Below are 22,966 nucleotides of genomic sequence, written 5' to 3'. Positions count from 1 at the left end.
TAGTTTTTGTGTGATACCGGGATGCCAGCGCAAAACTAATAAAAAACACTAACTAAAAATGGATACAGGAATTAAAAACGACAAACTTCATACCATTAATATATATAGTATAAAATTGTTTTTCATTTTTCTTGTTTTAACAATTTATTCGGTTTCCGCTGCAACCGTAAAAGATCAGAAAAAATGGGTTATAGTTATCGATGCCGGACATGGCGGAAGGGACTCTGGAGCGCAGGGAGCCATCAGCTTTGAGAAGAATATTGCACTTGCAATTGCGCTAAAGACAGGGGAATACCTGGAGCAGAATCTCAATAATGTAACTGTACTGTATACCAGAAAGAACGACACCTTCGTTGAATTGCAGGACAGGGCATCCTTTGCCAATAAAAACAAGGCTGACCTTTTTATCTCAATACATGCCAATTGGGGAAATGCAAAGAATATCAGGGGGACCGAGACTTTCATAATGGGACTTTCGAAGGATGAACAAAACCTTCAGGTAGCCATGAAGGAGAACGAGGTAATTATGCTTGAGAATGACTATTCCACAAAGTATGAAGGCTTTGATCCTAAATCACCGGAATCATACATAATGTTCACTCTCATGCAAAATATTTACCAGGAACAAAGCACAAGTCTCGCATCAAAAATCCAGACAGAGTACAAGGAGAAGATTAAGAGAATAGACAGGGGAGTAAAACAAGCCGGATTCTTAGTTCTGTTTATGACAACAATGCCAAGTGTACTTACAGAAACAGGCTTTATTACCAGCCCTGAAGAAGAAAAATTTCTAAACTCAAAACAGGGGCAGGATTTTATAGCTTCCTCCATATTCAGGGCTTGCAGGGAATATGTAAATGAACTTGATAACAAAAGCGGAATATCTGCAGTTAAGGAACAGAATACAGTACCGAATCAGAATACGGTAAAACCTGATGCTCTACCTTCAGCTGAGATCCAATTCATGATTCAGGTTGCAGCTTCGGCATCCCAGACAGAAATAAAACCTGAGAATTTTAAAGGATTAACAGATGTAATTGAATTAAATTCAGCCGACAGGTTTAAATATGCAAGTGGCAGGTTTGCAGAGTATAATGATGCAGTTAAGTATCGAAAAAAGCTTGCAGCTATTTATCCCGATGCTTTTGTAATTGCAGTAAAAGAGAACAAAATACTACCTTTGCAGCAGGCTCTTGAGCAAAAAAAGAAAAAAACAAAAGATATCAGTAAATGAAAAAGATCTCAAACGAAGTAAAGGTTGGTGTTACGACAATTCTGACAATTATTGTCTTTATATGGTTATACAATTTCCTTAAGGGGAAGGATTTCTTTTCCAATTCAGCTTATTACTATACAGTATATGATAAAATAGGCGGGCTTGCAGAATCGAGTCCGGTAGAAATTAACGGATATAAAGTTGGAGTTGTTCAGTCAATCGATTTTGTTAATCCGGAGAGTGGCAGGCTGCTTGTATCATTTTCAGTAAGTAAAGACTTCAAGCTTCCGAAAAACACTTATGCAGAGATTGTCCCGGTATCTCTTCTCGGAGGAATGAAGGTACAGTTCGTTTATGGCAACGGACCGGGAATATATGAGGATGGAGATACTATACCGGGAAGACTGGCAGCATCTGTAATGGATAAAGTTGAAACAGAATTATTACCATTGAAAGATAAAATATCAAATCTGCTGATTGTTCTTGATTCTGTAATTACTTCTGTTGATGATCTAATGGATCCTGAATTCCGGAAAAATATTGCAGGTACTGTTGCCCATCTCAACGGAACAACAGAAAGCCTGGATAATATCCTGAGCTCCAGAGAAAAAGAACTTAAGGCCACTCTTGATAATGTTAACAAATTCACAAAGATGCTTTCGGATAATTCAGCCAGCATGGGCAAAACTTTTGACAACCTTGAAGCAATTACCGATACTCTTGCTGCTGCTGATATTTATACATCGGTGTCGAAACTGAAAGAGAGCCTCGAGAAAACCAGTATCTTAATAGATAACCTAAATAATGGTAAAGGAAGTGCAGGCCAATTTATGACAAACGATACACTTTATACTAACCTTACCAACAGTCTGGAGAGTCTAAATGTACTTTTACTCGATATGAAAGAGAATCCCAAACGATATGTTCACTTTTCTCTGTTCGGTAAGAAGAACATACCACCTAAATAAAAATTTACTAAAATTCAGATTATCTTGACCTTAAAAAGTAAATCTGAATACATAGCAAAATAGTCCGCATTTTAAACACTTCATGTTGAATTTTGAGTAAGAATTCATAATGAATTGGATTACACCAACAAACCAACTAGCTCTTTCATATACGCTTAATAATCAAATAGTTATCTAAATAAAAAAAATATTTATTCATAAGTTGCTGATCATTAAAAACATATACTTTTTTTGAGAAAGTCAAGCAAAAAAAATTTTTTTTATTAGTTTTTTTTTTACAAATATTGCTACGTGAATCGGCTTGATTCCGCCTTAACTTTTTTTTTAAAAAACCAATTTTCATGAATAAGTCACACAACGACGTATGGAATAACTGTCTTCTTATTATACGGGACATCATTCCATCCATCAGTTACAAGACATGGTTCGAACCGATTGTCCCTCTAAAACTGGAAAACAATATCCTTACAATTCAGGTACCAAGCCCGTTTTTCTACGAGTACCTTGAAGAACAATATATTGATATTCTCAGGAAAACCCTCAGAAGAGAGATCGGTACAGACGCCAAGCTCGAGTATAACGTCGTTATGGAGAACAGTAACTACTCTGATGGCAAGCCATATACGGTCAGATATCCTTCACGCAACAAAACTGATTTAAACAACAGACCTGTCCAGGTGCCTTTTGATGTTACACAGCCTTCTATCAAGAATCCATTCGTTATACCAGGTATAAAAAAAGTACATTTTGATCCAAAATTAAATCCCGATTATAATTTCAGCAATTATGTAGAAGGCGAATGCAACAGGCTTGCCAGATCAGCCGGTATCGCTGTTGGTAACAATCCGGGAGGAACAGCTTTTAATCCTCTGATGATTTATGGTGACTCAGGACTTGGAAAGACTCATCTCTCGCAGGCAATAGGTATCCTTGTTAAGGAGAAGCACCCTGATAAAACTGTTCTTTATGTAAATGCCAATAAATTTCAGACTCAGTTTGTTGAATCAGTCAGAAACAACAACAAGAATGACTTCCTGCATTTCTATCAGATGATTGATGTACTCATTCTTGATGATGTACATGAGTTTGCCGGCAAAGAAAAGACTCAGGATACATTCTTTCATATCTTCAACCATCTGCATCAGTCAGGAAAACAATTAATACTCACCTGCGACAGACCTCCGGTTGAACTTCAGGGAATGGAACAGAGACTGCTCTCAAGATTCAAATGGGGACTGCAGGCAGACCTCCAGAGACCAGATTATGAAACCAGGCTTGCAATTTTAAAGAAGAAGGCATATAACGACGGTATTGAATTACCTGAGGAGATCTTTGAATTTCTGGCGATAAATATTTCGAATAACATCAGGGAATTAGAGGCAGTTCTGATATCATTATATGCACAGTCGACACTGAACAGAAAAGAGATAACACTTGACCTTGCCCGCCAGATGGTCGAGAAACTTATCAGTACAGCTCGCCGAGAGATAACAATTGAATATATCCAGAAAATTGTCTGCGATTATTATAAAATACCAATCGACCTGATTCAGGGAAAAACAAGAAAGAGAGAAATTGTTCAGGCAAGACAGGTTTCAATGTATTTTTCGAAGAGCCTGACAAAAGCATCCCTCGCGAGTATAGGCTCACATATTGGCGGAAAAGACCATGCTACAGTACTTCATGCCTGTAAAACAGTAAATAACCTTATTGATACCGATAAACACTTCAGGAACCAGATAAACGAAATTGAGAAGAAATTAAAGGTCTGACGCTCTGATGCTCTGAGCTCTGAGCCCTGAGCCCTTTGCCATCACTTTTGTCTTTTGTCCTTAAAGTTACTGCTATCCAGATCTTTAACACAACGAAATCCTACTGTTGAACTTCTGTCGAAGCCTGGCGAAACCATTAACAGCATTTGTGTTTTATCAAGCGGCTGAGGTCCTCCCTGTATATACCACCAGCTTGATTCAGGTTTATAATAGCTGCCTCCCCTTATAATAGTAAAGTAGTTAGTACCATTAAAATACATATCTCCTGTCATTTGCCATACATTGCCAACCATATCTATTGCACCATATGGGCTCTGACCTTTAATAAATGCATCTACCGGAGTAGGACGTGTAAAAGAGTTATTGCAATATGTTCCATGGAACTCATCACCCCATGGCCATTTTCGATTATCACTTCCCTGTGCTGCCAGCTGCCACTCAGCTTCAGTAGGTAGTCTTTTCTCTGCCCACCGGGCATAAGCCATCATATCCTCATAACTGACATTCACAACAGGATATTTATCCTGTCCCTGCTTAAATATCCCTGATTGCCAGTGCCTTAAATAGCGTGCCGTATCGGCTGGTCTGTAACCTGAACTGCTTAAAAACTCATAATACTGAGCATTTGTTACAGGATACCTGTCTATAAGGAAACTATCCACTGCAATTATCTTACCGCTGATTTCCGGATACGGAATGAACTCATCATTTGAAGTAACATTAAATGAAAAATCTTTACCAGGTACCAAAACCATATCGGGGGGCACTACCAGAGCTTTTTTGGTGGGGACCGGCTTGCTTATTAACCATGGCTTACCACCCTTGAAATCAAGCACAATTTCATCCTTAAGCCTCTCCTTTTCAATCAATTGAAGCACTATCTTCCCTTCATAAAATCCGAACAGATCCCTGATTCTTACAGCTGTGTCTGATACTTCTGCAATCTCCTTATACTGAGTCTTATATGACGGATCCCCTTTCCATATCTTAATTATTCCTGTTCCGCTACTTTTAATCAGCACTGAATCACCGGCGATCCCGGCTTTCATGATAACCGGAAATTCAGCTATACAATCAACTGACCCTTCTCTTCTTGTTCCTGAAAAAGAGGGATTCCAGCCTGACGCTCTCGATGGGAGATAATAAGTTTCCTTTTCCTTTACAGGAGTCAGATTTTCATGATTCCAGATTGAAACGTAGTGCTTTTCAGGGGAATAATCTATTTTGAAAAGCTTTCCGTCGATTCCTTCAGGTCTCATATTCAGAACAGTATAAACTGTTTTTGATCCGGATTTCCATCTGTTTACAAATACATCACCCAGTGTTGTCGAGATAAGCGGAGTCCAGTTGTAATCTAGAAAAGCATCATTGTTCTGTCTGAGTATAAAAGTTGTACGTGCCAGGTAATCAAGATCATCCCTGTAATTATCATCCCGTCCGCCGGGTCTGAACATATTAAGCTCAGTGCCATAGCCATTAAAGAATGCAATAGCTAGTTCCCTGTGTATTAGGTCCTCTCCTACATCACATACTCTGAAAATAGCAAAATCAGGTTTGATCAGCTTATTCAGGTTAAGCTCAGGGCTAAGATAAATTGCATTATGAACACGTCCAGATATCATCCCTGGCATATCTTTGGTTATTGCCATCCCTTCAGAGTACATTACAACTCCTTTCCTAACGCTGTCTGCTGCTGCCTGGAGTTCATAACTGGAACTTCCTCTTGTATCCAGCACAACCCCGTCTGCCTCAGTCTCAGAGATCAGCCGGGCCATTCCTATATAGTGATCCTCTTTTCTTGTACTATTATCCCATGGATTATATGCAATAAAGAATTTTGTCCCTGCCTGCCGTGACATTCTCACAAAACTCCTGAGCTGTTCGGTTCCTCCGGGCATATCCCTGTACAAATCCCACTGATTTCTCTGGTCAAGACCAAGGCGGGGCCATGTCGGCCAGATACCGAAGACATCAATTTTGCCGAATGTTTCAATACCTTTTTTAATAACCTCAGGGTAGGTGTACTTTCCGGTAAGCCTATCGTAAAACTCCCTGTCCCATCCCATCTGAAGGACAATAATATAGCTCTCTTTTATCCACTTCAGATCCTCCCTTTCAAACATTGAATTATCAAATTTACCAAGGTCATGAAGGTATCTGTCTCTGAACATCAGACGCAGGCCATTCTGCCATTCTCCTTTAAAAACTTCAGCATATAATGTATAAGTTACTTTTGCCTTAGGCGGCAGAATTGTTTCGTATCGTTGTCTCTGTCCCCCTTCAATTTTAGTTCGCCGTGCAAGGGCACATACAGATATTCCGTTTCCAATCTGGAATGATGAGTAACCCAACTCCCAGGCATTATCAGGAAGAATAACCCTTACAGGATTATATTCAGGGCGGAAAAGCCAGGCTCGTGCAAGATCCCACGGGCCACTTCCGGTTATAAAGGCAGAATTATTTTCCTCACCGAAGGGCACTATATTGCTCACAAAAACTGTATCGCTACTTATGTTTTCAAATAATACCTCACTCTGAAGTCCGGTTCCCAATACCAACCATGCTCCTGATGTTACACGTACCTTATTTTCAAATATTTGTATGCATTTTTCACCATTTATAACAGAGCCTAATTCATTTGAATTGTGATGAGTTTTGTTCAATATAAAACTATATAAAGGTTTTATACCTGACAGATCAACACCCAGGCTGTCTGTAAGGAGTATTCTTTTTACACCCAAGCCTGGCCTGGAGTTAATATCTAAACCAGTAAGTTTTTGTGAATAGACTGAAAATGAAGCCGTAACAGACACAACTGCCGACAGACAGAAAAAATATAATATTCTATTCATTATATAAAATTCAATATTCCCTGGTGCAAGATAAAACTTAGTAGTTATAAAACAAATGACTTGGAATGACTGAAAACGCTCTGCTTGTTATAATAATCTGTCAATTTTTTTCTTTTAGATAAAAATGTTGTATTTTTAAGCATGATTCAAAACCAGATGTGGTAATGTCTAAAGCAACAAAAATATTGAGGTTATTTTTAATGTTTCTGCTTATTGCTTTGGTGACAGCGTGTGCGCCTGCAAAAAAGAATACTTACTATAAGAAAAAGAAACAATCATCAAAGGCAAAAACAGAACAGTTGGGACGAAACAAGTATTATTTTTCACCTGGATATCAGAAAAAACTGAACTCAAACTACAAGAAAAAGTAGTTCCAAAAATTCAGGAATTATTCATTACACATAAATGTCAATCCGTCGAATGCCAGCGAAATACCTGCAGGTAACTCTTTTGAAATATCGGCATAAAACCCCATCTGGTGACTGATATGAGTAATGTAAGCTTTCTTTGGTGAGATCTCACGTATAAGGTCAACAGCCTCCCTCAGACTAAAATGAGATATGTGTTTTTCTTTTCTGAGAGCATTAATAACCAGATACTTAACTCCAAATAACTTCTCTTTGCTTTCCTCAGGAATGTAGTTTGCATCTGTTATATAAGCAAAATTACCGATCCTGAAACCATAAACAGGAAGCCTGTAATGAAATACTCTTATTGGAAGGATATCAATACCCCTTATATTTATTGGATGATCGTTAATCATATTAAGTCTCATTTTCGGAACACCCGGGTACTGATATTCAGAAAAAACATACGAATACTCCTTTTTCAGAGCTTTTTGAACTCTTTCCTCTGCGTATATATCTATTGCATCCTGACTTTTATAATTGAAAGCCCTGACATCATCCAATCCTGCTATATGATCTTTATGTTCATGTGTCAGTAGAATTGAATCAAGTTTTGTCACATGTGCTCTTAGCATCTGCTGCCGGAAGTCAGGTCCAGCATCAAAAAGCAAAGTTGTGTCATCTGTCTCCAGAAGCAAAGATGTTCTCAATCTCTTATCATGCTCATCCTGAGAAAGACATGTACTGCATTCACAAGCAATTACAGGCACACCCTGTGAAGTACCTGTTCCAAGAAATGTTATTTTCACACTATAGATATTACTTAACAAACCTATACTAAAATTAAATAAAAGGCAACAGGTAGGATATTTTTTGTTGTTATGATCGCGAGCTTTATAATTACTATATTTGAAAGCAGAATGAAATTATCATGAAAGGCAGGATTTACCTCATACCTGTAACATTAGGAGGAGAAGACTTTTTAAAAGTCATTCCTGAAAAAGTGCTTAGTATTACAAGAGGATTAAGATTCTTTATCGTTGAAGACATAAGAAGTGCAAGAAGGTTTCTAAGACTTATTGATAAGACCTTCCCTATTGATGACACTGTCTTTTTCGAATTGAATGAACATACCGGCGAGTCTGATATCACTGAATATCTTGACCCGGTTATAAAAGGCAGCGATATCGGATTAATGAGTGAAGCCGGTCTGCCCGGCATTGCTGATCCCGGTGCAAAGATAGTAGCTCTGGCCCATAAAAATAAATTAGTAGTCACCCCGTTATCAGGACCTTCCTCTATTATTCTTGCTCTTATCTCATCGGGACTTAATGGACAGAATTTCACCTTCAACGGATATCTTCCTGTAAAACCTGCTGAGAGGACAAATAAGCTAAAAGAACTTGAAAGAAAAGCAGGTGAAGGGTGTGCCCAGATCTTCATGGAGACACCATACAGAAACCAGAAACTGCTTGAAACGATAGTAACAACCTGTCAGCATGATACAAGGCTCTGCATTGCTGTTGATATTACTTTACCCACAGAGACAATAAGAACCATGAAAATCTCCGAATGGAAGAGAGATTTACCAACAATAAATGACAGGCTGGTAGTTTTTGTAATGCAGTAGGCCTATTTACCTGTTCCTCTTTTTACCTTAACAAGTTCAAGATCAAAAAGAAGCGGAGTATAACCACCAATTAAGTAATAACCGGTTGGCCCATAGGCCAGTTTCGATGGAATCAGAAGTTGTGCTTTTTCGCCAACTTTCATATATGTAATACCTTCATCAAAACCCTGAATCATCCAGCCTTCATCGACAGGAACAGAAAGTGTATCGTTGGTGCCTACATTTGTATCGAAAATATTTCCGCTGAGAAACCTGCCGGTATACTTAATATAAGCAGTATCATGTTTAACAGGTATTATACCTGTACCCTGCTGAATAGTAACATAATATAAACCGCTTGGTTTCTGCTCAAATGACAGATTAGGATTGCTTTTCAGATAATCCTGGATCTGATCTTCTTCCTGTTCAATATATTTTTTGGATGGATCACAAGAAATGAGAGTAAAGGCCAGAACTGTTGAAATAATCAAGAGTGAAATAAAACTATTTTTCTTCATCATAAACTGAATTTTAAAAATTTACTGATTGTTATTTAACGCATTATTTTTAATAAAATTATTCGGGCTGCAAGATATTAACATTATAGACAATAACAGCTCTGGAAGGAATCATTTTTCCATCACCAGGCAAACCAAAAGCAAGAAAAGGCGGTAAAATAAAGATAGCCTCTCCGCCGGGTTTAAGCATTCTTAAACCTTCATTTAATCCTGGTTCAAGACTACTTCTTCCCAATACAATATCCTTAGGACCAAGTGTTTGTGATGAATAACATTTGGTTCCGTCAAGCAGTGAACATTCATATTCAAAGACAATCCTGTCATTATCTGAATAGCCAGTACCATCACCCTGTTTGATAATCTGATACCACAGACCTGTTGGTGACTCTATTAAATTTAATCCTTTCCGTTCTGCATAATTTTGAATCCTCTCCCTGTCCTTTTGTACAAAATATCTGTTTAGTTCAGCCATTTCATCCGTTCCGGGTTTGTTATCAACAACAGGCTTTTCAGAGGCATTCCGGCATGATGAAAGAATAAATAAGATGAAGTATGAAAATATAAGTATCTTTTGCATAGGACTTTAGCTATTCCTCAAATCTCCAGTAATTCTCTTTCAGAGCTGTAAGAAAATGAGCTATTGTATTGTCAAGAGTATCGAAAAATTCGCCACCCGAAGCATTAAGGTGCCCGCCGCCTGCAAAATAGAGTGAGGCAAATTCGTTCGAGGGAAACTTACCTTTTGAACGGAAAGAGAGTTTTATGAAGTTATCCTTTTCGATGAAAAGAGCAGCAAAATGAATTCCTTTTATCGACAAAGGCATATTCACAAATCCTTCGGTATCTCCTTTAACATGATTATATTCCTTTAAATCCTCTTTAGTAAGAAAAATATAGGCACTTTTTAGTTCAGGGAGAACAATCATCCTCTTATTCAATGCATAGCCCTGCAGGCGAAGACGATCGGCAGAAAAGTTGTTATAGATCAGGTTCAGTATCTTATCCTTTTCGATTCCCGCCTCAAGTAGTTCAGCAACAATCCTGAAAGTTCTCGGAGAATATGCTCCATGCTCAAAGTTACCAGTATCAGTCACAATCCCGACATACAAAGATTCTGCATATGGTTTGCTGATAAAAGGTTCCTCATTCAATTCGCAAATAATCTCATGAACCAATTCTGATGTAGAACATTTTGATGGCATCGTAATTATTAGATCAACAAAATCAGCCGGATCGAGATGATGATCTATAATAGCTTTCCTGGCTTTTGATTTCAGAACTGCCTCCTGGGCTTCACCAAGTCTTGACGGATGATTAAAATCGAGCATCACTATCAGGTCAGCTTCTGCAATAATCTTACGGCACTTTCGCTGTTCCTTAATAAAGATTTTTATCTCCTCTACTCCATCCATCCATTTTAAAAACTCCTGCAGATGATTGGGTGATAACATTGTGACCTTCTTACCAGTTGATTTCAGATAATGAAATAAAGCGAGTTGCGAACCTATTGCATCGCCATCGGGATTTATATGACAAATGAGGAGTATATTCCCGGACGAAGAGAAAAGTTTCGATAATTCTTTTGTATATTTGGATAAATCTATCACTTTTGCTACTGTTTTTAAGTTGTTAAAGATAAAAAATATTCCTGAAGACCAATTTTGTAGTTAAGTACCTAATAAGCAAGATATGTATAGCGACTTTACATTTTCGATAATTAAGCCAAACGCAGTCAGAACAGGAAAAACCGGGCCTATCCTTGCAATGATCAATGAAGGCGGTTTTGAGATTGCTGCCATGCGTATGGTTAAGATGACAGTTCCCCAGGCCGAATCATTTTATGCTGTTCATAAGGGCAAACCTTTTTATGAAGGTTTAGTTGAATTTATGACCTCAGGGCCGGTGGTTGTTATGATCTTAAGGCATGAGAATGCAGTTGAAGCATTTCGAAAGCTCATAGGGTCGACTGATCCAAGCAAAGCAGAACCGGGAACGATTCGTAAAACTTTTGCAGTTTCTGTTCAGATGAATGCGGTCCACGGATCAGACAGTTATGAAAACGCTATTATAGAAGCTAACTTCTTCTTTTCCGGAATTGAGAGGTTCTATTAAACTTTAATAACCATTAAGTGTTATTAGACTTGTAGACTTAAAACAATTTATGAACTCAATTCTAAAAAAGGACTTTTCCGACAGAAAAACTCTTGAAAAGTACTCTTCTGCTTATACTCTTTCAGATATGGAGATATTCATATTTCCTGATCTGTTTTATCCTCTTGTTCTTGCAGATATAATGTCTCCGGAACTATGGAAATGGAGAGATGACCCATGGTTTAAGGATATTGAAAAGAAGAGCTTTACAAACAAAGCAAACAGAATAAAGCAATATATTATCCAGAATTATGTATTTAACCTGGATCTTTCTACATGGGGACTTACTACCAAAACAGATGAGATAGAAAGGTTCAGCGACTTTTTCGATGTGGAGTTGCTTAGACAGTCAAATGCCTTATTCGGTTATGAAGGAGATAAGTATTACTTTGATATCGATATAAGAAAACATTTTGGGCTTGACAAATTTGATACCGACGTAATCCCTTACTGGAAAACAGAAACCATTGAGGCAATGGGAGCATTCAGGCACAAGGAAAATTTCACAACTGGTGCCGGAGAATGCGTCTCATTATCTGCACTTTATGCAGCAGCTATGTTTGTAGTCGGACGAATTCCCCTGGAGAAAATTTTTCTGATTGCCACACCGCTCCATTCACAGAATTTTATTATTGAAAAAGATGGCCTCATAACAAACAACAGACGCATTGTAACTAAAAACATGTGGTTTAACGGTACCTCTCTTTCTGAAAAAGCCCGCAGAGCTATGGAGAATGAGAAGGTAACCATTGTATCGCATATCTCTGGTTATATACATACACTTTACAATGAGGCTACTATAGACAGGGAAGCCTATGAGCACTTTTCCGTTAAACTAAAAGAGTTTCTGGTTACTGATTTAACAAATCTCATTTTTATTAATTTCCTGAGATTTAAATCAAGGTACAAATCTCTTTTCCAGTACATGTGCGACTGCTCAGGGAAACAAAGATTCATTTCTCTTGAAAAAATGTTTGAATATGAACACAACAGTAAATTCAACGCATCCGCTGAAACCAGAGCAGCTCTTGTAAAAGAAATTGAGGGTGACGAGTTTCACCTCAGCCCCATTCAGGGAAAGATACTGCTGAACAATTTTGAGGATATCCTTGATAACAGTTCAGGGAAAACTCTCAAAAAGATTGAAGAAGAATTTATTAAATCAGCAGGTGCTGAATATGAATCTATAATTCATGAAATGTTTGTTGAAATTAAGAACTTCATTTCTGTCGATCCCAGGATTCCTCTTTTTAACAAGGAATATATTAGCACAACAGCCTTGCATATTTCAACTGACGACACCAGGGATAAGATCATATCACACATAAATAAACTTGCTGATAAATCTGAGCAGGCCCTTCTGGCTATGTATGTGTACAGACAGATGGACAGAACAGACTGGCTGCCGTTTATAAAAGCAGCAATTGAAAGAAATCCGGTATGCTTTATTGATCTGAACGGGAAAAGTACAGAAGAAGTATACAACATTCTGAAGACCTTTCCTAATGAATCAATCTATGATTCCAAACGACTGGCCCTGCCTGATGAGGTCTGGAATTTCAAACGCGGCGATGGTATTGAGAAAGCATTGTTGCTGGCTGATTTCATATTACATAATGATAATACTGCAGAAGTGAGAATTGATATTGGAAACAATAAGGCCATTCTGAATTATGCTGGCAAAAGCTTTCATTTAGTTTCGAATAAAAACCTGAAAAAGTCGATATTGATTTCAATGGGGGAGTATATTATAAAAGATTAAGGGCGACTAATAAATATATGATAATTTCCTGCTGAACCCCGGAGATCCTTCATTCATCCTTTTCTAATTGTGGGATATTGAGAAATTTCAGGAAGGATGAATTCAGGATGACACCATTTTTGGTGAGAGGTATGAGGAAGGAAGAAACGGCGGTTTGCCCCGGGGGAATTCAGAATTCATATTTTTAAGAGCAAACCGCCGTTTCTTCCTTCCTCCCTATGAACCAAAACAACCTGTCATCCCGAATCAATTCACCCAGCAAACATCTAAATAACAAGTGGATATCGAGTGAATGGATGAGGGATCTCCGGCCTTCAGCAGGAGTGTCATAATACCTGTTTGCAAATTTGTATCAAGGATCAGGAGGTCAGATAATTATCTAAAAACAATATCCTTAATTACTTCAGATCCAGCATTTTCGTTGAGTTTCTCCTTGATTGCCTGACGAAGCATTAATAGTTCATTCCTCACAACGGACGAGTTCAGATGAACATATAGGATGTGATCTTTGATATAAATCTTTGAAGTCCGGGAGCTTATTGCTTTTCCCACTACCTCTTCCCAGGAGTTAATGACTCCTACTTCATTAAGTTTGCCTTCGAGATTCATCTCTCTGACATAATCCTTAAGTGCCTCGGCAAGAGATATGGTTTTACTCCTTCTCATTTTTATGCCAGCCCGTTATGAGCTACTTCTTCAATAGTCAGGTCTGCTATTCTGAAAAGCTTATAATCAGCATTATGTGAAGAGAGAATATCCTGGAGCCTGTTCTGGTGAGTATCTGTAATGAATATCTGCCCGAACCGGTGATTACCCACCAGCCTGATTATCTGCTCCACCCTGTCAGCATCAAATTTATCGAAAATGTCATCAAGTAACAGTACCGGTGAGAAACCGGCTTTTCGTTTAATATAATCAAATTTGGCAAGTTTAAGTGCAACCAGGTAGGACTTCTGCTGACCCTGTGACCCGAGAGATTTTACAGGAAAATCATCCATCTCAAGTACAAGGTCATCTTTATGAATTCCAACGGTTGTATACTCAAGAAACCTGTCTTTTGACAAAGAGTTATCAAGAGATTCCTGAAAACCACAATCGTCAAGATGCGACCTGTATTTTAGTCTCACTTTCTCTCTTCCGGATGAGATCATCGAATAATATTCCTGGAATACCGGAATAAGTTCATTTACAAGGATTTTCCGTTCAGTGTAAATATACTCACCATATTTCACCAGTTGGGAGTCCCATATAGCCAGCGCATCAATGTCAAACTTTCCGGAGGATCTGAAATCTTTAAGAAGCTTATTCCGCTGCTGAAGAGCTTTACTGTATCTTAGAACTGAATCGAGATAAACAGAATTATACTGACTGATGATCTTATTCATAAACCTTCTGCGGTCTTCACTTCCTTCTGTTATCAGAGCACTGTCGGCTGGTGAAATCATAACAACAGGATATCTCCCGACATGATCTGAAAGTTTCTGGTACTCCTTGTTGTTACGCTTAAGCAATTTCTGCTTCTGTCGCTGAAATACACAGTAAATCGTATCATCTTCACCGTCTCTTGAGAATGTTCCCTGAATTATGAAGTATTCCTCACCATGCCTGATACTTATGCTGTCAATATTATTAAAAAAACTTTTTGTAAGAGACAGATAGTGGATGGCATCAAGGATATTTGTTTTGCCAACTCCATTATTGCCTGTGAAACAGTTTATTTTAGGAGAAAACTCAAGCTCATTAAGCTCATAGTTTTTGAAGTTAGTCAGGGAAAGCTTTTTTAAATACATTCAAACTGAAAATAAGTTATCATTCTGAATGCAAAGTTAAAAAGAAACACTCAATTCACCTTATTTTCTATTTTTTAGAATAATTGTTTCAGAATTACCCGAAAAAAATTACTTTTGCGGTGGAAATTTTTGAAGTAAATAAGTAAAGACCAGTATGGCTAAGAACAAAAAGGACGAAAATCCACAGACTATTTCAAACGTTGAACAGACACTGAGCAAGACAGAACATTTTCTTGAGGAGAATTATAAAACTTTAATAATCGGATTGGGAGTTATTGTTGCAGTTGTAGGTCTGGTATGGCTAGGCAAGATGTATCTTAATAACAGGAACTCAGAAGCTCAGTCACAGATGTATCAGGCTGAACGCTATCTTGAAATGGACTCACTGAAACTTGCTCTTAATGGCGATGGTAACTATTTGGGATTTATCGATATAGCAAAAGACTATAAATTTACCAGTTCAGGAAATCTTGCACTCTATGGTGCCGGCATTTGCAATCTGCATCTGGGAAATTATCAGGAAGCAATTGACTATCTTAATAAATATTCTAAAAAGGATAAAGTGATTGGATCGCTGGCTATTGGTGCCACAGGTGACGCTTATGTTGAATTGGGTGATACAGAAAAGGGAATTGCTAAATATCTTGAAGCTGCTGACTTTGCAAAGAATTCATTTAATACACCTGTTTATCTTCTGAAAGCCGGTGAATTATATGAATTAAGCGGAAAGTTTTCAGAGGCACTTAAAGTATATGAAAGAATAGAGACTGAGTATCCGGAGAGCACTGAAGGTACAACAATCGACAAGTACATTGCAAGGGTAAAGCTTCTTATCAAGTAGTTTTTCAAAGAGCGACCTTTCAATTATAAAACAACGCATCCGGCTCAATTTATCAGAGACTGATGCGTTTTATTTTTAAACCACATCATAATGAGTACCACCAATCTTTCAGCTTATAATCCGGAAAGTGTCCCGGACGCAAAAAAAATGAGGTTTGGAGTAGTTGTATCTGACTGGAACAGAGAAATAACCTGGGCATTACTCGATGGCACCATCAGTACCCTGAAGAAACATGGTGCAACAGATAATAATATTGTTATCAAACATGTACCCGGCAGTTTTGAGCTTACTCTCGGTGCACAGTTTCTCGCTGAATACGACGACCTCGACGCGGTAATCTGTCTCGGATGTGTTATTCAGGGTGAAACACCTCATTTTAACTATATCTGCCAGGGAGTAACACAGGGCATTACTCAGTTAAATATGGAGTATAATCTCCCTTTTATTTTTGGTGTTCTCACAACTAATGACCAGCAGCAGGCAGCAGACAGAGCCGGAGGTAAACACGGCAATAAAGGTGATGAAGCAGCTGTTACAGCCATTAAGATGGCAGCACTTCAGCGTGAAATGGAATAACTCTATCTGAGTATTTTTCTGACAAATGCAACTGTGAAGTAGGACATCATAAATACGCCCATAAATCCTTCGAAACTTGCAATAATGCGACTAAAACCCATTGGGTAAGTATCACCATATCCAATAGTGAAAAAGGTAATCGCTGCATGATAGAATGATTGGACAAATACTGTGAGATTATCAGGATTACCTACCGATGAAACGGTTTTTCCCAGTCCGATCAGTTCAGCAACATAATAGCTTGATCCAAAAAACATCCAGAAGAATACCACACTGATAAGAACTCTTCCAGGCGATGTAGCATATAGACCGATCTTGTCAAAAAGAAACCACTGAAATCCGTAAGGAATGTAACTGGTTATCTTTTTAATTCCACCCTTTTCCTTCTGTTCTGTAAGTATGGAGCTTGCCTCATAACGCTTAAACATAATATAAGCCTCATCTTCATCTTCATACTTTCCTGTATTTCTGAAATTTTCCTTTAGTATTCTGAACTGGTCAGCCTTTTGACGCAGTGTAGTTCCCTCCTGTCCGATGATGGCTTCTTTACACTTATTATGCCTCCAGTCAATGTATAATTTTCCCAGAAGCCTCATACCCGACATATCAAGAGTTTTAACTTCAACGGGGAAATCATATGGCTCAAGATCAATAATATCCCTTACAATGGTATCTGTAATATCCAGAAGATTTGCTTTTGCAAGCCTGAGATCAAAATAATGATCAAGATGGCAGGACTTTAGTGAAAGGGTATTAAATTTTGATTCATAAAAAGTTACATCGCCATCGCCAAATTCAGTTCTTTCAAAACTTATGTCGGTATCCTCCATCTCCATAAGGTTGAAATTCTTAAGACCTGAACCCATCTCAGCTTTCTTGAACTGGATCTTACCTGATTTACACGAAGCTCCCTCAAAATCAACTTCGCCGTTACCAAATACCGAACGGTTAAAATTTATCCTACCTGAACCAAAGTCAACAGTCCTGAAATCAACTCTGCTGTTACCGAATTCGGTACGTTCAAACATTATCTCGCAATCGCCAAAAACAGAATAATGAAAGTCAACCTTACCTCCTGCTATCCTGGCCACTTTAAAATTAAATCGTCCGCTATTGAAACGTGTGTTTATGAAGAGTAATTCCCCTCTGTTAAACTCGGTATTTGCAAAGCTTACCTCTCCGTTACCAAACTGGATATCCTGAAAATCTTTTACTCCATCTTTTATTATTGAGTTTTTAAACAAGAAATCGCCTTCCCCGAAAACAGATCCTGTAAACTCAATATTTCCATCTCTGAAGAGTGTATTAGAAAAGATCACATTCCCTTTGCCGAATGCAGATCCGTTAAAGAGTACTTTACCACGCGCAAAATGGGTGCCATCAAAACTTATCTCACCATCAGGAAAAGAAGAGAAGGAAAAATCTGTACTCACCTTTGCTTCAAAAAAAGCATTCTTGGCAGAGAATCCCTTTATCAGTACCGGTTCTTTTTTATCAAGTCCGTTATGCCTTCTGTAAGATGAGAGGGAAAACTCAGAAATATAAAAATTATCCAGATTAACGTCTTTGCCTTCCTTGATCAGAGTATAAATCTGGTTAACATCAACTGCACCAAACAACTCATTTCCAACCTCTTCACCCTTTTCATCGTGAAGTGTTACTATTGCAGTTCTCGGGCAGGTACGGCCATCATCCGCAATGAACTTTACATTTTTTACTTCAATCGTATAACTGGAATACCCTGTAACCATCTGTTTAGCATATAAAGAATTAGCCAAATTATAAAAAAAACGATAACTGCGACTCATTGATTATTTACCTCATGCATAATTTCTGATACGGACAGTATGAACATTTTGCCCTTATTTCAGTCGTCATAATAAAAGGTTCATCCATACTGAAGATCTCAGAAATTATACGCTTTAATTCCGATAAAAACTCTTCCCTTACAAGACTATAATCATCAACGATCAGCTCTGATTTACTTTCTGTCCTGAGTTTCAGCTTATCTGAAAAAACGCCACCTGACAATTTTTTTATTTTGTAAATTGAAGGATAGAGTGTTTTTGAATTATTTGATGAAAACCAGGCTTCACAGTATAACAGAGTCTGAAGCCATCCGTCATAATCTTTCTTTCTGTCATTGGCAAACAGGTCAGCTATTGAGTTTACTGTCTCTGCCACAGTACCGGTTTTGTAATCGACTATTCTTGTTACACCCGATACCATATCAATTCTGTCTACTTTTCCGCCGGTCCTTATACCGATATCTTTTCCATCTGAAATTGTATCAATTTTTACACTGAAAGAATCTTCAAGATTCATAAGAGTAATTGGGGCCAGCTTCTCATCAGTATTAAGGATTTTTTTCAGGTAGACTAATAATACATCCCTCACTATCAATTCATTTCCGTTGATAAAGCCTTCGCTGCTCTTATTGAATTCCGCACTGATCGACTCATTAATTGTATTCTGAAGTAAGACTTCGTTACTTAATATAGTATGCACAGTCTCTTTAGAAAGCACCCTTCCCTTGTATTCAGTATAGAGCCTCCTCATCAGGTCATGCAAAATATTCCCGAGCATTGCCGGATCAATATCTGCTACTACCGTATCTGGTTCCTTTAAAAGATTGACATACTGGTAATAAAATTTCATGCGGCAATAGAGCCAGGTATTAATTGCTGAAGGAGACAAAACCCTGCCATTGTTTTCAGCCAGATACCTTGATCTAAGAATATTATTATGCTCCTCACTTTTATTCAGGACTTCACTTACCGGGCTTTGAGTCTTGATTTCAAAGCTAAGATCAGAGAAATCAGGTTTCAGCAGATCATCATATTTCATCTGAAGAATAAATCTGCTCATTTCACCACTTCTTAATCCTTCAGAGTTAGAATTATATGTAAAAGTCACATTTTCTGCTCTTTGAAGAAGTCTGTAGAAATGATAGGCATAAACCGACTCCTGATGGTTGACAGATGGAAGTCCGAAGGCTTCGCGAAGAGTAAAGGGGATAAAGGAGGAAGCTGAGGATAACGCCGGCATCACACCATCATTGACTGAAAGCATTATCAGATTCCTGAAATCCAGGGCTCTTGTCTCCAGAATTCCCATAATCTGAACACCCGACAATGGTTCTCCGGAAAATGGAACAGACTGCATACGAAGCATCCTGTCTAGGATTCTGATATAAGTTTCAGATGTGAAAGTTACATCCCCGCTATTTACGATAGGATCAAGTCTGTTGATTGATATTACAATCCTGTAAATAAACTCATTCCTTATACTTCTCTGAACAGCATTATCCGCCGACTGATCCTTAAGATAAGTTTCATCAAGGGCAATAAGTGAAAGGATATTTCTGAAATATTCAGCAAGCGATGAAGGTGTTGAAGGCTTGATGAAAATCCCTGACAGATTTACTGAACCTGAGAACCTTGAAGCCGGTATCCAGACCAGATTGTTCTTTATAATTTCTTCTGCTATAATCTCATCCGACTCATCAAGAAATCCTTTCATAAGCGAATGCCGGAGTACATTTATTACTTCTTTGTAACTGAATCGTATAACACCATCAGTCACGCGGGAAGTTCTCTGAAGCTCCATCAGGTGTCTGACAAGAGTATAAACCAGGGTTTGTTTAAGAGGATAACCCATGGTAATATTAATGTCACCTGTATCCTCCGGCAGGCTTGTGAGTACTGGCATAAGGAGATTCTCATCTGCCAGAACAACAGCTGTATGGTGGGCATTCCCCGATGTTAGATCGGGCAATTCTGCGAGCAATTGGGAGATAAGTTTCACCTGCGCCACATCTGATGATGCCTCAATTACACGACGTTTAACTTTTATTGACGATACAGACAGCATGGTATCATACGACCAATCGGAAGGCATATCATTGCCAAACAATTTAAGGTTTTCCTGTAAAAAGAAGCCTGCTGAATTGTGGTTGCCTTCTTTAATAAAGGAGTTATCATAATCCCAGTAAAATCTTGCTTTACCAGCCCGCTTTAAACTCAGCATTATTGTTTTTTCACATTCATTAAGAGCATTGAATCCAATGAAGTGTACAAGATCCCAGGTCGTTACATCTTTTAGAATTGCACCAGATTTTTCTGCAACCTCCCTGAAAACCATTCCTTCATAAGCAAGGTTCTGACTCCTTAAAACATCTCTGAAGTCAGTATAGAGAGTTAATAAAATGGACCAGAGGCTGATAAAACCTGTTTTTTCATTTGTCGGCTTTTCAGGATCGAAGTTTACCCAGAACCTTCTCAGTATCTCTACCTGAGCCCCGGTTAATCCACCAAATTGCTGATCAATATTCCTGATGTCCTGCACATTACTGAATAATGCAGATGCATCTGTCAGGTACTTGTCAACATCATCAAAATCGCTTAGCAGCATATCGCCCCAGAAATAAAACTCATCGAAACTTTCTGGCGTCTTGCTTATTCTGCGGTATATTTTATAAAGTTCGAACAGAAGTGTTTCATTACCTGCAACCTGTAAAGAGGAAAATGACCTGAACAACTCATTTATTGTGAGTATCGACGGAGCCCATACCGGCTTATCTATCCTTGCAGCAAGATATTTCAGAAAGTAAAGACCAGCCCTCCTGTTCGGAAAGACCAGACAGTGCCTGTTAAGAGCGTTTCCGTACTCTGAATGAAGTGATTTGGCTATGCTTTCGAGAAAATATTCCATGTACATTTGTCTTGCGGTCTTGCGGTCGTGCAGTCTTGCGGTCAAGAGTTTTAAATGATCTCAAATTTAATCAAACGAAGCTTACGGGACACCCCTAAAGTGATTATATTTGTTTAGACCTAAAGATATTCAAATGAAATCTATTTACTTTTTATTTATATTAAGTGTATCATTTACACTTAACGGATTAGCTCAGTCAGCAGGTTCAAATACAGAGGACGCTGAGAAGATCTTTAACCAGGCAATACAAAACGGTAAACTTGTAAATGAAGGATTTAACCGCAGCCTGAAATTTGTAAATGGATGGCTAACTCTCAGAGACCCGGCAACAGGTCTGATTCCGCGTAATATAAATGACAAAAACAGTAAAGACATTTGGAATGCAAAGGATTGTGCTGCTGATAATTATCCATTTATGGTACTTACAACAGCACTTCTCGACAGAAATCTGTACGAAGGAACCATGACGGAGATGCTTAAAACGGAAAAGAGACTGACGTCGAGACTAGGCTCACTTCCCGATACTTATTCCTTTTCAAAGAAAGGATTTGCAAATAATGATACTGTAATATCTGATATAATATTTGGTTCGGCAGAGTATGTTAAGGACGGACTAATACCTCTATTCGAATGGTTGGGACCAAGTGAATGGTCAGAAAGGATGATTTCTATTGTAGATGATTGCTGGAAATATGCTCCAATGCGAACTCCTTATGGGAATATTATTTCTGACGATCCTGAGGTAAACGGAGATATGCTTCAGTCTCTTTCACGATTATACTGGATCACAGGTGAGAAAAAATATCTTGACCTTGCTGTCAGACTTGGCGATTATTATCTTTTAGGAAACAACCATCCTACTCGTAATTTCAAGGTATTACGACTAAGAGATCATGGCTGTGAAATTGTATCGGGATTGTGTGAGTTATATGCTGCTGTTTCCTATTCAGATAAGGCAAAAAAAGAGACTTATAAAAAACCATTATATGAAATGCTTGACCGCATCCTTGAAATCGGAAGGAACAAGGACGGCCTTTTCTATAATTCCGTCGATCCGGTTAATGGGAAACCTGTTGATGCGGCAACAGCAGATAACTTCGGTTATACACTAAACGGTTTTTATACTGTTTACCTTCTCGACAAAATTGAAAAATACAGAACTCCTGTGCTGGAAGCTCTGGGTGTTCTAAATGAAAAATACAGAAATTTTGCATGGGAAGGCACCAGTCAGGACGGCTATGCAGATGCAATAGAGGGTGCACTTAATCTTTACACCAGAGAACCGGTGGCATCGGCAAAATTATGGATCGACAGCGAAATAAAAGTGATGTGGAACAAGCAGCAACCCTCAGGAATTATTGAGGGCTGGCATGGAGACGGTAACTTTGCCCGTACAACAATAATGTATTGCCTGTGGAAGACTCAGGGAACATATCTGCAGCCATGGAGAAGCGATCTAGAGATAGGTGCAGAACAGAAAAACGGGTTGCTTTACATTACAATTTATGCTGCCGAGGATTGGAAGGGCAGAATAATGTTTGATAATAAAAGACATTCTGATTTTCTGCATCTGCCAGTCGACTGGCCCAGAATCAATCAGTTTCCGGAGTACTTTACTGTTGAAAAAGGAAAAACCTACAGTATAAAACCCGATAACAGTAAAACTGAAATGTTTGTTTCAGGAGAAGATTTGAGGAATGGATTCCAGATAAATATCGAAGGAGGGAATACAGTTAAATTGATAGTAAATGATTTTACCGCAGAGAGCCGCGGAGGAATTTGCCCCCCAACCCCCCTAAAGGGGGGCTAATCTATGCATATATCTATATTTCAATATATTACGGAATTAAT

Annotated in this window: 19 protein-coding genes; 10 read left to right on the top strand and 9 right to left on the bottom strand. The window is 38.3% G+C overall.

Translation table 11 applies throughout. From position 1 onward, the window contains the following. Positions 1–58: 58 nt before the first annotated feature. The 3 genes from IPJ16_10240 to dnaA all read left to right on the top strand — a co-directional run bounded on the left by IPJ16_10240 (position 59) and on the right by dnaA (position 3,956). Positions 59–1,234 (top strand): N-acetylmuramoyl-L-alanine amidase, encoded by a 1,176-nt coding sequence (locus IPJ16_10240; protein ID MBK7627551.1) that lies wholly within the window; start codon positions 59–61, stop codon positions 1,232–1,234. Continuing rightward, entirely contained in the window at positions 1,231–2,184 is a 954-nt protein-coding gene (locus IPJ16_10235) for an MCE family protein (protein ID MBK7627550.1), read from the top strand. Before IPJ16_10240 ends, IPJ16_10235 begins: the two co-directional genes overlap by 4 nt. Positions 2,185–2,525: 341 nt before the next feature. Then, positions 2,526–3,956 (top strand): chromosomal replication initiator protein DnaA, encoded by a 1,431-nt coding sequence (gene dnaA / locus IPJ16_10230; protein ID MBK7627549.1) that lies wholly within the window; start codon positions 2,526–2,528, stop codon positions 3,954–3,956. 41 nt (positions 3,957–3,997) lie between these two features. On the opposite strand, the gene IPJ16_10225 is transcribed toward dnaA, so the two are convergent. After that, complete coding sequence (locus IPJ16_10225) at positions 3,998–6,808, bottom strand: SUMF1/EgtB/PvdO family nonheme iron enzyme (GenBank protein ID MBK7627548.1); 2,811 nt, start codon at positions 6,806–6,808, stop codon at positions 3,998–4,000. 164 nt (positions 6,809–6,972) lie between these two features. Here IPJ16_10225 and IPJ16_10220 point away from each other — a divergent pair, with 164 nt between their 5' ends. Continuing rightward, positions 6,973–7,179 (top strand): hypothetical protein, encoded by a 207-nt coding sequence (locus tag IPJ16_10220; GenBank protein ID MBK7627547.1) that lies wholly within the window; start codon positions 6,973–6,975, stop codon positions 7,177–7,179. A 17-nt stretch (positions 7,180–7,196) separates the two neighbouring features. Here the strand turns inward: IPJ16_10220 and IPJ16_10215 are convergent, their stop codons facing one another. Beyond that, complete coding sequence (locus IPJ16_10215; GenBank protein ID MBK7627546.1) at positions 7,197–7,964, bottom strand: MBL fold metallo-hydrolase; 768 nt, start codon at positions 7,962–7,964, stop codon at positions 7,197–7,199. A gap of 122 nt (positions 7,965–8,086) precedes the next feature. On the opposite strand from IPJ16_10215, the gene IPJ16_10210 reads away from it, so the two are divergent. Further along, entirely contained in the window at positions 8,087–8,785 is a 699-nt protein-coding gene (locus tag IPJ16_10210; GenBank protein ID MBK7627545.1) for an SAM-dependent methyltransferase, read from the top strand. A gap of 2 nt (positions 8,786–8,787) precedes the next feature. Here IPJ16_10210 and IPJ16_10205 read toward each other — a convergent pair whose 3' ends face one another. From IPJ16_10205 to IPJ16_10195, 3 genes are read right to left on the bottom strand one after another with little or no spacing between them, the layout of a single operon-like run. Next, positions 8,788–9,285, bottom strand: a complete 498-nt coding sequence (locus IPJ16_10205) for an FKBP-type peptidyl-prolyl cis-trans isomerase (protein ID MBK7627544.1) — start codon at positions 9,283–9,285, stop codon at positions 8,788–8,790. A gap of 55 nt (positions 9,286–9,340) precedes the next feature. Then, positions 9,341–9,859, bottom strand: coding sequence for an FKBP-type peptidyl-prolyl cis-trans isomerase (locus tag IPJ16_10200; protein ID MBK7627543.1), 519 nt, complete (start codon positions 9,857–9,859; stop codon positions 9,341–9,343). Between the two features lie 10 nt (positions 9,860–9,869). Beyond that, positions 9,870–10,889, bottom strand: coding sequence for a bifunctional oligoribonuclease/PAP phosphatase NrnA (locus IPJ16_10195; GenBank protein MBK7627542.1), 1,020 nt, complete (start codon positions 10,887–10,889; stop codon positions 9,870–9,872). An 82-nt stretch (positions 10,890–10,971) separates the two neighbouring features. On the opposite strand from IPJ16_10195, the gene ndk reads away from it, so the two are divergent. After that, the gene (ndk, locus tag IPJ16_10190) at positions 10,972–11,394 is read left to right on the top strand and encodes a nucleoside-diphosphate kinase (protein MBK7627541.1); all 423 of its coding nucleotides are present in this window, start codon (positions 10,972–10,974) and stop codon (positions 11,392–11,394) included. 49 nt (positions 11,395–11,443) lie between these two features. Then, positions 11,444–13,195: a hypothetical protein gene (locus IPJ16_10185; protein ID MBK7627540.1), complete on the top strand. Its 1,752-nt coding sequence runs from the start codon at positions 11,444–11,446 to the stop codon at positions 13,193–13,195. A 375-nt stretch (positions 13,196–13,570) separates the two neighbouring features. Here IPJ16_10185 and IPJ16_10180 read toward each other — a convergent pair whose 3' ends face one another. Both IPJ16_10180 and IPJ16_10175 read right to left on the bottom strand, forming a co-directional pair. Continuing rightward, a complete protein-coding gene (locus tag IPJ16_10180) occupies positions 13,571–13,861 on the bottom strand; it encodes a DUF721 domain-containing protein (protein ID MBK7627539.1) in 291 nt (96 codons plus the stop codon). A gap of 2 nt (positions 13,862–13,863) precedes the next feature. Next, a complete protein-coding gene (locus IPJ16_10175; GenBank protein ID MBK7627538.1) occupies positions 13,864–14,985 on the bottom strand; it encodes a DNA replication/repair protein RecF in 1,122 nt (373 codons plus the stop codon). A 154-nt stretch (positions 14,986–15,139) separates the two neighbouring features. Here IPJ16_10175 and IPJ16_10170 point away from each other — a divergent pair, with 154 nt between their 5' ends. Together IPJ16_10170 and IPJ16_10165 are read left to right on the top strand one after the other, a co-directional pair. Further along, entirely contained in the window at positions 15,140–15,826 is a 687-nt protein-coding gene (locus IPJ16_10170) for a tetratricopeptide repeat protein (protein ID MBK7627537.1), read from the top strand. Between the two features lie 90 nt (positions 15,827–15,916). Next, positions 15,917–16,402 (top strand): 6,7-dimethyl-8-ribityllumazine synthase, encoded by a 486-nt coding sequence (locus tag IPJ16_10165; GenBank protein ID MBK7627536.1) that lies wholly within the window; start codon positions 15,917–15,919, stop codon positions 16,400–16,402. Between the two features lie 2 nt (positions 16,403–16,404). Here IPJ16_10165 and IPJ16_10160 read toward each other — a convergent pair whose 3' ends face one another. Further along, on the bottom strand, positions 16,405–18,153 hold the full coding sequence (locus tag IPJ16_10160; protein ID MBK7627535.1) for a two pore domain potassium channel family protein: 1,749 nt from the start codon (positions 18,151–18,153) through the stop codon (positions 16,405–16,407). A gap of 64 nt (positions 18,154–18,217) precedes the next feature. After that, positions 18,218–21,115: a PD-(D/E)XK nuclease family protein gene (locus IPJ16_10155; GenBank protein MBK7627534.1), complete on the bottom strand. Its 2,898-nt coding sequence runs from the start codon at positions 21,113–21,115 to the stop codon at positions 18,218–18,220. A 133-nt stretch (positions 21,116–21,248) separates the two neighbouring features. Here IPJ16_10155 and IPJ16_10150 point away from each other — a divergent pair, with 133 nt between their 5' ends. Beyond that, positions 21,249–22,925, top strand: a complete 1,677-nt coding sequence (locus IPJ16_10150) for a hypothetical protein (protein ID MBK7627533.1) — start codon at positions 21,249–21,251, stop codon at positions 22,923–22,925. Positions 22,926–22,966 lie beyond the last annotated feature (41 nt).

This window comes from Bacteroidales bacterium (genome assembly GCA_016709865.1).
GTDB lineage: Bacteria > Bacteroidota > Bacteroidia > Bacteroidales > VadinHA17 > LD21.
The sequence above is the reverse complement of the archived record's forward strand: the minus strand, read 5'-3'. Positions and strand labels throughout refer to the sequence as shown.